The following is a 12,297-nucleotide window of genomic DNA, read 5'->3' on the forward strand; positions in this document are numbered from 1 at the left end:
GCATCTACACGAACCCTAATTGAGCACATTACACTACTGAAGGTTGAACCCTCATTTGCTGACCTGAAGATATGATTGTCAGGATGAATTGTTGAGCAGAGCGACCGATTATTAAGTTTTTTTAATGTGATTTTTATGACTGAAGAATTTGGAGTTAGCGGAGCGTATGTACAAACGCTCACCTGTACAGTGGATGAAATCCCCAGGACGATTGGAGATGAACCTCAAAAAATAACTGCAGAATCCGAGTACTCAGAACACCGACACCGGAACCTGCTTGATAAAAGACATACTGGTTGCGGAAAAACGACATCAGCAATTGGTTATACCGATGACGAACTGAAACAAGGCCGGATAGTCATCTACGTTATGCAGTCGTACACGTTGCTTGAGGAAATGCATGGCAAAATTTCTCCCAAATATAAAGATAGAACAATGATCTATCGTGGAAAAACACAGGAAAATATGTGCTGCCGCCAGGAGGAGATTAAAAAATATTACAGACACATCAAGCCATCGAATATATGCTCAAATTGCAATAACAAAGAGTCCTGCATATATCGATCACAGGGAGAACAACTGAGGGGTTTGATCCGAGACGGACAAGGAATCGCCATATTTACCGTGAAAGAGATGATAAAACCTGTTCTTTCCTTCCTAATAGGAAGAGAGATAACGATAATAATTGATGACGTTCCCCTCTCAGACGTTCTGATGCCAGAAGAGGAAACAGATATTGACAATCTGTATAAGATATCAAAATTTGTTTCAAATATTCAAGGAACCACCATCATTCCAGAACTTGTCCCGATGCTCATAGATGGGCCTCTGACTGACATCAGGAGTTATCTGGATGGAAACCACACTAAAATCAACAGAGAACTTGAGATCATAGAGAGGCACGTAATTGAAACAATACTTACTTCCAGTAATGAATCGATTCCAGATTTCAGGATTATTTACTCACTAATCAAAGGATATGGACAAGACCATCCATTTACACTCTATAACAAATCACTCAATGAAATGGCACCCATAAAAGTGGTGCTGGATGAATCACACCACTTAAAACAGCACAGGGTATTTTACCTGAATGCAACACCCTCCCAAAAAGACAGATACTGCATGGACATATTAGGCGACTACGGTTCTCCCCTGATAAAAGATGCGGAACCAAATGACAATTATCTAATTATACAGGTTCAGGATGCGAAATATCCTGCATCAGGGATACTTCAAAATCCAGAACCATTGATCAAAAAGATCAAAACAGTGTCAAATGATGCTATTGGGGCACTCAATTATCTCGATGAGAAAGCCGTGATTTTCGTGAAGAACAATGTTTACAGTAGAGCATTTGAATCAGGTGCGGTGTTCGACCTCCCACACGAACACGTCAAATTTTTTGGAAAGGAGTCGAAGGGAACAAATGACCATCGAGATAAGAGCATGGCAATTATCCCAGGCACACCAATACTCCCCCCAGAGGCGTACTATCACCCAGCATATGAGGAAGTGATGAAGCCAAAAGAGGAAATAGAAAAGGAAATTGAGCAGAACAAGGAACGAACCCATAAAAAACCAGTATATCCTGTTCAAAATGAAATAATCGAAAATGACTCAAACAACGAGATTTTCCAGATGCTTGGCCGCATATTTCGCCAGGATGAGTCAAACCCAGACAAAAAAAAAGTCTGCATCCTGTTCAGCAACTCAGAAATCGCACAAGAAGATTATATGCCTCAGAATGGGGCGAGAATCGAAAAATGCTGGATGAACACAGAAAAAGGCAAGACATCTATCAAAAATCGACTGAAAAGAGAATATAAAGGTATATTTATACCAAAAATTATAGAAAAAATGTGTCAGGAAATTGAAGCGAGATTAGACAAAGGAGAAATCATTTCACTCCATAAATTCGCAGAGAGCGGCAGTGATCAAGTCAAAATAATGTCAGCAACAAAGTTAAAAATTGAGTTAGAATTGAGATATTCCATTAAAACGAAGCCATTTGGTCAGAATAATAGGAACACTAAATTCATTGTAGGAAAACTGAGTTGATATCTCCCACCAAACAACAATCAGAGAGCATACTAAACTCAAGTTAATCATTCACCACAACGGCACACTATAATATACATAGGGAAGCATTTTTTATTTATGCCAAAAAACCCAGCATATACGCCCATTTATAAAAAATAACAACAATATCAACTCAATTTTTCAAATAATTAAATTTGTGCCAAATTTGGCTAAAAATGCATGAACAATCCGTCGGAGGAGAGCAAAGCAAGTGTTTGGATATAATACAGGCACTATCAGAACTCCAAGTAAACAAAAAATAACACATCTCGCAATATTGAAGGAAGAAATATATCCTTTTCATTCGTCCTCGCCCCCTTTCCAAGGATTCTGACTTAGAGTCACCGTGGAAGACCACAAAACACCACAGTGGGGACAAGTTAACTCAACCTTTTGCGGACTATCATTGCGCTCAACGTTTATTTCCACAGATCCACCACAAGCAGGACAATGCGCAAAAAAGCCAATCTCATCCACATCACTATCAACAGAAACCCTCAGAGATTCGTGAGATCGCTCAGAGAAGTCCTTCAAGCTGATTCTATTATTACCCTCTACCGAATTTACAAGTTCTTTAACAACAGAATAATCATATGTCATGCCCAGGTTGCTAAGAGCCTTATAGACCACGGCGTACAAATGTTTATCGTTAAAATTTTCGCTTCTTTCCAGCAAATCTAGAATCAATCCAACAATTGCATCTAATTTAACAACGGAAAAATCACAAACCTCGTGTAGATAATCTGAAACTATCTCAACAGAAGAATCCATGTACGCTCTGATGTCATCCTCGGAAATAATTACACCATCTTCGAAAAAAATATCATTATCGCAACGAGGACATTCGATTATAACATTATTATCCACCAGAGACTCAGCATCAACAAGAAACATCACATCGCAGAATGGACAGCAGTACTCGGAACGATTTTCCACGTCAATATCTGGATCAATGACTTCATTCAGATCAGATAAGACTTGAGATAATCTTTCCCCGTCCCACAGGACAACATCATTCGCTTCGGCCAACTCTAGAGCACTACTTGTGAATGATCCTGTGGTGACTACCATTGCATCATCAGCGCCATAGTAAGCCTTTGAAGCAACTACCTCCTGAATTGCTGCATTCGAAACCTTTCCTTCATAATACTTGGCTTGGACAACGGCTTTCGTACCATCCTGGCTAATTACCAGATCCGCACCCTGATCACGAGATTTGGATGTCAAAACCGCAGTATAGCCAAGTTGTTCAAAAACATCACACAACGTTCTCTCAAACTGATACCCATCCAAATCTGAAATATCGATTTTCTGTGCTTTCTGCACAGGAATATCTTCAATGTTAAACTCGTTCTCCAAATTGGCCTCAAAATTATCTATCTCTACTTCTTCCTCAATATCAGACAGCATGGACCTAATTTCATCGACACTACAGTCATAACCAAATTTTCTGAGTAAGAATCGGCATATACTTGGGGGAAATTCAGAACCCTCGTCGTCTAGATCTGGGAAAGAAGTACAATATATTTCCTTAAGGATTTGAGAGATGGTTGGATTGGGCCCCAATTTGTTCTTCCATATGATCATATAAGGCTCAAAACAATCCCCAAAACATTCATCTAACTGATCATCGTCTTCTTTTTGCAATATTGCTTTCTTCTTGTTAATACAATCTAAAAATATAGAAAAATACTGTGGAAACGTGATAATATATCCATTTTTGTCAAACACTTTCTTAAATTTCTTTGAATCATTTATGAACTTAAGATAAGATTCCCATATTGAAATCATTCCTCTTATGTTTTCCTTATCTTCAGGATCACTAGTAGCCTTCAGATCATCATTAGATTCATTTATAAGATTGAATATATGCCCCTCTACACGATCAAGATCAGACCAATCATTCATATCATAAATTATTTTTAATTCGTCACAAGATTGTAATTCTGATAAATAGATGATATTGTCCAAAAAAAACTCAGGTGCATTCGACAAATACCTGGATACATACGCCTCAATATTTTCATCGGTATTATTCATGCCAGACGAATTGTAGTTTATTCCAATTGTTTCTCCATTATTAAGACAACTGTCTTCTACATCATTCCGATCACTATGAGAAAAATCCTCCTGAAGAGGATATTCCCTTATATCTTCCTTATTTTGAGTGTTCTTCCTTCGAAAAAATCCGCCCATTATGCCCATATAACCACATACAAAAATTATCCACATAAAATAAATAGTTTCTGAAAATTAAGAACCCACAAAACAATGCATTCTATATTTCAAACAACATATTCCAAGATTAGAGACCCATAAGAATCCGTCGCTTGTTTAACTTTATTCAGATAATGGGCACTCCCAACAGTAACTGCTGCTCTTCCCTGAATAAAATCAGCAACACTCTCCTGCACCCCATGACCGATCATAAAGTTGAGATGCCACTTCCTGATGGTTTTTGCAGATACACGCCCATGCTTGATCATCCTGAGAATATAATCCTCAGACTTAAGTTCACTCACATTTTCCAACTCAGGAAGGAATGATGAAGGAAAGTAAACATGAAATGTTTTTTTTGCTCCCTTTGAGAGTCCAGATGTAGGATAATGGGCCACACCATTTTCAACGATGACATTTTGCGTATCAAAGCCCTTCAGCATACCATAAATATGGGAAAAACGACTTCCAGAATATACGAGCAACTTAAAGACAGGCTTTAACTCATCAGGACATGCAAGAAAGGCATCTAGAATCTCTTCATCAGAAACATACACTTCCACAACGCCAGAAGATTTAATCTTTAAATATTTCCGCCATTTGTCAATTGAAAAGCCAATGATTTCTTCAAACTCAGAATCCTCGAAATAATTCATGAAATTTCTTATCCCTCGGGATTCCTTATCTTTCAAAGTCAAATATCGAAAATCACCGGGTCTTTTTATGACGCGCATTTCAAAAAAACGAGATACTGCGGACAGATAATCCTTTTTTGCCCTCTCTGAGATAGATCTAGAGTATAACCATTTCTTGAATTCATTCAGATGATTTATCCACACGCTGTTGAGCGTTATACTACGATCATCAAATTCCGAATCTTCATTTTTTTCACCATTACTACTTTCAGAATTTAAGGAATAATCTGACCCAATATCAAATTTAACGCCCTTACACGGCGAAGATCTCCGGTTCGAATCCGGACAGGCCCATCGATTTTATAAAATAACAGCAGGAGCGTCCGCTGATCCCAACAACAACACCGCCGGCGGCGGCGGGCGCCATCACTCATCATAGATATTCAGGATCTCCTCCTCGGTCTCGAACTGCTCCTCCTCGTCATATTCAGAGGGGGCAAGACCGATCAGGACCAGGACGCCACCGACAAGGGCAAGCAGTCCGCCGACGGCGATGCTGCCGGTGAATACCCATATCGCCACCCCTGCAAGCAGACAGGCACCACCGATCAGCAGCGGCCCTGCAGTCACCGGCATCCCCCGCACTCAGGCAGATTCATCACCGACAGGTGTGTCGGCACCATAGAAGAGGTTTGGGAAGCGAAGAATCGCCCCCCACAAAAAAGGGATCAGCCCTGGCGGCGGAGGGTGACGGTGACGTCGCCGATGGTCCGCACATCGACGGCCTCGCCCTCCACCGCATAGGTGAACTTCGGCGCGAATGCGTTCTCGGGAACGGCAATCTCCTCGCCGTCCACGCTGACCGTCGACGGCGGGTTCTGGAGGAGCGCGGGCGGCAGGGCCTCGACGGCCTTCATGAAGCCCCGGGCCTGCTTTCTGAGGGCAGGACCGATCACGGCCATATTGAACTCCACACCTGCCGGAACCTTCTCCAGTGCCGGTTCTCCGGTCCGCCAGACCACCGAGGCGTTCAGGGCCCGGGCCACGTCCCCGCCGTCCTCGACCGGCTCCGGGGTGTAGATGGCCAGGGTGCCGAACGGGGCGTTCAGCGCCAGACCGAGGTCGTGCTTGTAGCGCCTGAGTTCGGCCGTGAGGGCGACCACCCGGTCGCCGAGACGCCCGGCCCCGGCGTCCTCGAAGGTGACGGCGGGCCATTCCTGCTTCAGGACGCTCCCCTCCCGGAACATCGACCAGCATTCCTCGGCAAAGTGCGGCACATAGGGCGCAATCATCCTGCAGAGAGCGTCGATGGTGATAGTCAGGGCGCGGGCGGCGCTCTGGCGTTCGGCGTCGTCGGAGTAGAGACGCCCCTTGACCAGTTCGATGTAATCGTCGGCAAGGATATTCCTGGTGAAGTCGCGGATCGCCCGGAGCCCCTGATCGAACTGGTAGGTCTCAAGGGCCTCCGTCACCTCGGCAATACACCCGGAGAGCTTTTCAAGCAGCCAGCGGTCCAGCAGTCCGGTGACCGGGCCCTCGGTGACGGGTGCGCGCTCCAGCTGCGTCAGCACAAAGCGCATGATGTTCCACATCTTCGTCTGGAAACGGGAGGCAGCGACGACATCGTTCCAGGTGAACATGATATCCTGACCGGTGGCCCCGCCCATCGCCCCCCACTGACGGAAGGCGTCGGCGCCGTACTCGGAGAGGATCGCCTCCGGGGCGATGATGTTATTCCGGCTCTTGGACATCTTGAACCCGTCCTCGCCGAGCACCATGCCGTTGACAAGGATCTGGTCCCAGGGCCTCTGACCGGTCAGGGCAACCGAGCGGAGCACCGTGTAGAAGGCCCATGTCCGGATGATGTCATGGCCCTGCGGCCGGATCTGTGCCGGGAAGATGGAGGGAGTGCCGCTGCCGTCCCACCCGGTGATGTTCAGGACCGAGATCGAGGAGTCCATCCAGGTGTCCAGCACGTCCTGTTCGCCGGTGAAGGTCTCAGAACCGCACTTCGGGCACGGGCGCTTCGGGGCATCGGAGGTCGGATCGACCGGGAGATCGCCCTCCTCGGGGAGGACCATCTCACCGCATTGCGCACAGAACCAGACCGGGATGGGCGTGGCGAAGATCCGCTGACGCGAGATGCACCAGTCCCACTCCATCTGCTCCACCCAGTTCTCGAGGCGCATGCGCATATGCTCGGGGTACCAGCCAATCTGCTGCACCGCATCCATGATCTCGTCGGGGCGGATCCTGATGAACCACTGCCGCTCGGAGAGGATCTCGATCGGGGTCTTGCACCGCCAGCAGGTGCCGACCCGCTGCTCGAGCGTCTCCTGGCGCTTGAGAATGCCCTCCTTCTCCATGGCGGCGAGGATCGCCTCCCGGCATTCCTGTGCCGTCATCCCCTCATAGGACCCGCAGATCGCCGTCATTCTCCCGGTCCGGTCGATCGCCTTTCTGAGGGGAAGGTCATACTCCTTCCACCAGTGGACGTCCTGCTTGTCGCCGAAGGTACAGATCATCACGGCGCCCGATCCAAAGGATGGATCGACCGCCTCGTCCCTGATCACCTGCACATCATGCCCAAAGAGGGGGACACGCAGGGATTTCCCGGCGAGGTCCGCATAGCGCTCATCCTCCGGATGGACGGCGACGGCGACACAGGCGGCGAGGAGTTCCGGGCGGGTGGTTGCGATCTCAAGACCGTCGAAATCGAAATAGTTCAGTTTTGTCTGGCGCGGTTCGTAACTGACCTCGGCAAAGGCGATCGCCGTTTCGCAGCGGGTGCAGTAGTTCACCGGATGCTCGCTCTGATAGATATAATCGGATTTCAGCATCCGCAAAAAGGAGAGCTGAGTCTTCCCGTAATATTCGGGGAGCATGGTGATGTACTCATGGCTCCAGTCGGTGGAGAAACCGCAGGCCCGGAGGGTGGCGCGCATCTTCTCGATATTCCCGAGGGTGAGTTCACGGCACATCTGCCTGAACTCCTCCCTGGAAACATCGTTTTTGGTGATGCCATGGATCTCCTCCACCTTCACCTCGGTGGGGAGGCCGTGGCAGTCCCATCCCTGCGGGAACATCACGTTGTAACCGCACATCCGCCTGTAGCGCGCAATGAAATCGATATAACACCAGTTCAGGGCATTGCCGATATGGAAATTGCCGGTCGGATAGGGCGGCGGCGTGTCGATGATGAACCGCGGCCGCGTCGAGTCGGGATCAAAGAAGTTGTCCTCGTCGCGCCATGTGCGCTGCCACCGTTCCTCCACTTCCCGGAAGTCGTAGGTTTTGGGTATCGTATGCGGGGATGACATCTCCATCCCTATTGGATTTCCATGTTTTTAAAGGAATTATATGGAAGCGTGAATAGAGGAGCGGACCGATTCCTACTACAAAGTTCTTTTTGGAGAACTCACAACCATCACACTGCATGATACGGGAGTCGGGCCCGGCGCTCGCCACAATCCTCGCCCTCATCGGGATTATGGTAGCCCCTCTGATCCAGCCCGCATGGCTTCTCTCCCTGCTGGTTATCCTGTTTTCAGGTGTTCTTCTCCTGATCAAGGGAACCCGTTTCTTCTCCATCTCGATCATTGTTATCGCCGCCCTCTACGGCGTCGGATATCTTTCGATTGCCGTTTTCGGCGCCACGCTTGCCATCGTCGTGATCGGTGAGTCGGCCTTCAGGCTCAGCGGCAACCGCACCCGGTCCTATATCCCCTTCATCCTGGTCGGTTTTGCAGCGGCGCTGCTGGCGATGTACTATGTCGGGGAATTTCTCCCCCTCACGGCCCTTCTCGGCGTTCTGGTGGCCGTGCTGCTCCACGCCGCCCTCACCGGCAGGGACGACGCCCTGATGATCGAGGCGCTGGGGGCGGCGATGGCGATGCAGCTCTTCTATGAGATCGATTATTCGGTGGACCTCCCGATACTCGCCCTGGCGGCGTTCATCGCCTTTCTCTTCGGCTACACCGCCTACCGTCTCAGGGCCGCCGATCTCTCCGGCCTCTTCTCCGGCGCCATCATCGGTCTGCTGCTCATCGTGTTCGCCGATGTGCGCTGGTTCTTCATCATGCTCGTCTTCTTCGTCGTCGGTTCGGCGGCGACGAAGTTCAGGTACCGGGAGAAGAATACGCTCGGCGTCGCCCAGTCCCATGGTGGCGTCCGGGGATATTTCAACGTGTTTGCAAACGGTCTGGTCGGCACCGCCGGCGCCGTGCTCTGGGGGATCACCGGGCATCCTGCATGTATCGGGCTTTTCCTGGGGAGCGTCGCCTCCGCAGCGGCCGACACCGTGGCCTCTGAGATCGGTGTGATGGGGGGTGACCCCTACCTGATCACCACCCTCGAGCGTGTCAGTCCCGGGACAAACGGGGGCGTCACCCTTCTCGGTGAGGCGGTGGCGCTCGGAGCGGCGGTGATCGTCTCCCTCTCGGCATGGGCGCTCGGCGTGGCCGATCCCGCAATCGCCGTCATCGGGATTGTCGCCGGATTTGTGGGCACGAACGTGGACAGTCTGATCGGCGCCACACTTGAAAACCGGGGCGTCTTCGGGAACGCGGGCACCAACCTCGTGGCCACCCTCTCAGGGGGAGTGTTCGCGATGGTGCTCGTGGCGCTGATCTGAGCACCGGAGAGGGGGGGGCAAACCCTCCCAGCCAAAAATGAATTAATACTTATACCATCGTCCCTTTTCGTCGTACTCCCCCTGCACCGGCGCTTCCATCTCACCGGCATGACGGAGATAGAAGACAGTCTTGAACGCAAGGGCGAAGGGGACGAATACGGCAATGATCAGGGCATAGACAAGGGCGCTCGCCCAGATCCCCTCAGGTCCCAGGATGGCGGCGAACTCTGCCTGCGCCGCCGCCGCACTGGTCGTATTGACGATGACCAGATCGCCGCTCTCGGCCAGAGGTGCGAGGCGATCATAGAGCAGGACCGTCCAGACGAACACACCGCCAAACCCGAGGGCACAGAGGGCGGCAAGGTTGGCAAGATAGAACAGGATGGTGCTCGAGAGGTGGGAGAGCACAAATACCGTGCTCTGCTGGATCGAGGCAAACACACCATGTCCTCCGGTGACCGCCGTCGTATCGGTGAAATAGGCGAACAGGGCGAAGGTGAAGATCACGCCGAGCGCCGTGGATGCAGCCGCCTCTATGGCGTTCCCGCCCAGGATGATCGAGAGGGGCACTGCAAGGAGGAATATCGTCACGATGACAGCAAAGAGGAGGACGAGCGCGGGAAGGAGCACCCGGAAATATCCCTTCCGCCCCTCCTCCAGGAACACCTCCAGGCTCCCCTCGGCGCGGTTGATCGCCCCGATGCTGCCGGCCATACAGAACGGAAGGGCCAGCAGCCCGAGAAGGAGGATCTTGCCGCCGAAGAATGCCTCTCCACTCAGTTCGAGATAGAGGTCAATTCCAACAGCGGCGCCGGCGACGATGCCGGAGAGCCAGATAATCGGCATCCGGATGAGGAGGCTCAAGGCCTCCCTGAGGGAGTGCAGGACCATAATCACCTGTTCCTGGGCATGGCGACGATCTCGCGCACCTGCAGGTCAAAGTAGGAGGCCGTATGCGACGGACGGATCACGCAGACCGTGTCCGCACCGCTGGCCGTACCGCCGACGGCGATCACCTCATCGGTCACGCCGATCGCACCCTGATCGGCGGCGATGAGGGCGCACTCCACCGCCACCTTCAATCCCACGGCAACAGTCCGCCTGAGCGCCTCGGCGATCGCCTCGGTGCGCGATCCGCCCCCGAGTCTTGGAGAGCGTGAGATCGAGCGTTCAAGCCCGGAAAGAACATGGGTGCCGGTGACGATCGTTGCACCGCCGGCCCGCAGGAGGTCTGCCGTCTCAGTGTCAAAATCCCAGACGCCGGGCGCAGAAAAGCCGACCACATGCGTCACCACAACAAGGCGCAGGTCGGTCCCCTCCATCGCTTCAAGGAACTGGCGGGCGGTGTACCCGGAGGTGCTCGCAACGACGATCGTGCCGATATTTGTCTCCTGAGCCCGTTCGACGGCGAACCTGGCTGCATCAGCCGTGTTCTCCTCCCCCGGCGCATCGAAATAATAGGTATTCCTCGTAATATAGCCCATGGTACCAGATTAATAAGGTGCAGACGTAAAAGAGAATTGTTATGATTACGCTTGCACTCGCCGGCAAACCGAACTGCGGCAAATCCACCTTTTTCAAGGCCGCGACGATGGCGCAGGTCGAGATCGCCAATTATCCCTTCACCACCATTGACGCCAATAACGGCGTTGCATATGTGCGCACCCGCTGCCCGTGCCAGGACCTCGGGATCAATGGGTGCGGGAACTGTACCGGGGGGGTCCGGTTCGTCCCGGTCGCCCTCATCGATGTCGCCGGACTCGTCCCGGACGCCCACAAGGGGCGAGGGCTTGGCAACCAGTTTCTCGACAATCTCCGGCAGGCCGACGCCATCATCCATGTGGTGGACGCCAGCGGGGCCACCGATGCGGAGGGCAATCCGGTCGATCCGGGCAGCCATGATCCACGGGAGGATATCCGCTTCCTCGAGCACGAGATGACGATGTGGGTCGTCGGCATCCTGGGCAAACACTGGCCGCGGCTCCAGCGGCAGGCGCAGCAGCGGACCTTTGACATCATCGATGGCGTCGCCGACGTTCTGGCGGGCCTCGGGATCACCTATGAGGACGTGAAGGATACGGCAGACGAACTCGGGATCGATCTCAGGCGGACCGGAGAGGAGGACCTCGAACCCTTCTGCGAACGCCTGCTCCAGCGCACAAAACCGGTGCTGTTCATCGGGAACAAGATGGATACCGCCACGCCCGAAATGCTCTCCGGGCTGAAGGACCTCGGCGCCGTCCCGGTGAGCGCGGCGGCAGAACTCGCCGTCCGGATGGCCGCAGACGGCGGGTTCATCGAGTATGTCCCGGGCGATCCATCGTTCGCCATCAAACCGGAGACAAACCTCTCGGCGCAACAGCGGGCAGGACTCGAAAAGATCGCCGTTCTGATGGCGGAGCACGGGGGCACCGGCGTCCAGGGCGTGATCGACCGCGCCGTCTACGAACTCCTGGACCAGATCGTCGTCTACCCCGTGGAGGACGAGCACCACTACACCGACAAACAGGGGAGGGTGCTTCCTGACGCCTTCCTGATGCGCAGGGGTTCCACCCCCAGAGACCTGGCCTTCCGCGTTCACTCCGACATCGGTGAGGGTTTCCTGTATGCCGTCGATGCCCGGAGCGGGATGCGGATCAAGGAGAGCACCGAACTCAAGGACGGCGATATCATCAAGATCGTGAGCACGAAAAAGTGAACTACCACGCGCCTGTTGGGCCTGGCTTCCTG

General features: G+C 51.8%; 9 protein-coding genes. 3 read left to right on the forward strand and 6 right to left on the reverse strand.

The window, feature by feature from the left end; genetic code table 11:
• Positions 1 to 135: 135 nt before the first annotated feature.
• Positions 136 to 2,061 carry a hypothetical protein gene (locus tag CUJ86_RS09385; RefSeq protein WP_130647301.1) on the forward strand — a complete coding sequence of 642 codons (1,926 nt, stop codon included), beginning with the start codon at positions 136 to 138 and terminating at the stop codon, positions 2,059 to 2,061.
• A gap of 321 nt (positions 2,062 to 2,382) precedes the next feature.
• Here the strand turns inward: CUJ86_RS09385 and CUJ86_RS09390 are convergent, their stop codons facing one another.
• From CUJ86_RS09390 to CUJ86_RS09405, 4 genes are all read right to left on the reverse strand, one after another.
• Entirely contained in the window at positions 2,383 to 4,287 is a 1,905-nt protein-coding gene (locus tag CUJ86_RS09390; RefSeq protein WP_165394854.1) for a restriction endonuclease, read from the reverse strand.
• A gap of 80 nt (positions 4,288 to 4,367) precedes the next feature.
• Complete coding sequence (locus tag CUJ86_RS09395) at positions 4,368 to 5,033, reverse strand: integrase (RefSeq protein ID WP_130647303.1); 666 nt, start codon at positions 5,031 to 5,033, stop codon at positions 4,368 to 4,370.
• A 327-nt stretch (positions 5,034 to 5,360) separates the two neighbouring features.
• The gene (locus tag CUJ86_RS09400; protein WP_130647304.1) at positions 5,361 to 5,570 is read right to left on the reverse strand and encodes a hypothetical protein; all 210 of its coding nucleotides are present in this window, start codon (positions 5,568 to 5,570) and stop codon (positions 5,361 to 5,363) included.
• 92 nt (positions 5,571 to 5,662) lie between these two features.
• Positions 5,663 to 8,254 (reverse strand): valine--tRNA ligase, encoded by a 2,592-nt coding sequence (locus CUJ86_RS09405; protein WP_130647373.1) that lies wholly within the window; start codon positions 8,252 to 8,254, stop codon positions 5,663 to 5,665.
• A 116-nt stretch (positions 8,255 to 8,370) separates the two neighbouring features.
• Here CUJ86_RS09405 and CUJ86_RS09410 point away from each other — a divergent pair, with 116 nt between their 5' ends.
• On the forward strand, positions 8,371 to 9,567 hold the full coding sequence (locus CUJ86_RS09410) for a DUF92 domain-containing protein (RefSeq protein ID WP_130647305.1): 1,197 nt from the start codon (positions 8,371 to 8,373) through the stop codon (positions 9,565 to 9,567).
• A gap of 42 nt (positions 9,568 to 9,609) precedes the next feature.
• Here the strand turns inward: CUJ86_RS09410 and CUJ86_RS09415 are convergent, their stop codons facing one another.
• Both CUJ86_RS09415 and CUJ86_RS09420 read right to left on the reverse strand, forming a co-directional pair.
• Positions 9,610 to 10,458 (reverse strand): DUF7847 domain-containing protein, encoded by an 849-nt coding sequence (locus CUJ86_RS09415; RefSeq protein ID WP_130647306.1) that lies wholly within the window; start codon positions 10,456 to 10,458, stop codon positions 9,610 to 9,612.
• A 2-nt stretch (positions 10,459 to 10,460) separates the two neighbouring features.
• Positions 10,461 to 11,051 (reverse strand): pyruvate kinase alpha/beta domain-containing protein, encoded by a 591-nt coding sequence (locus CUJ86_RS09420; protein ID WP_130647307.1) that lies wholly within the window; start codon positions 11,049 to 11,051, stop codon positions 10,461 to 10,463.
• A gap of 41 nt (positions 11,052 to 11,092) precedes the next feature.
• Between CUJ86_RS09420 and CUJ86_RS09425 the strand changes: the two genes are divergently transcribed.
• Positions 11,093 to 12,265, forward strand: a complete 1,173-nt coding sequence (locus tag CUJ86_RS09425; protein WP_130647308.1) for a redox-regulated ATPase YchF — start codon at positions 11,093 to 11,095, stop codon at positions 12,263 to 12,265.
• The last annotated feature ends 32 nt before the right edge of the window (positions 12,266 to 12,297 follow it).

Source organism: Methanofollis fontis (assembly GCF_004297185.1).
Taxonomy (GTDB): domain Archaea; phylum Halobacteriota; class Methanomicrobia; order Methanomicrobiales; family Methanofollaceae; genus Methanofollis; species Methanofollis fontis.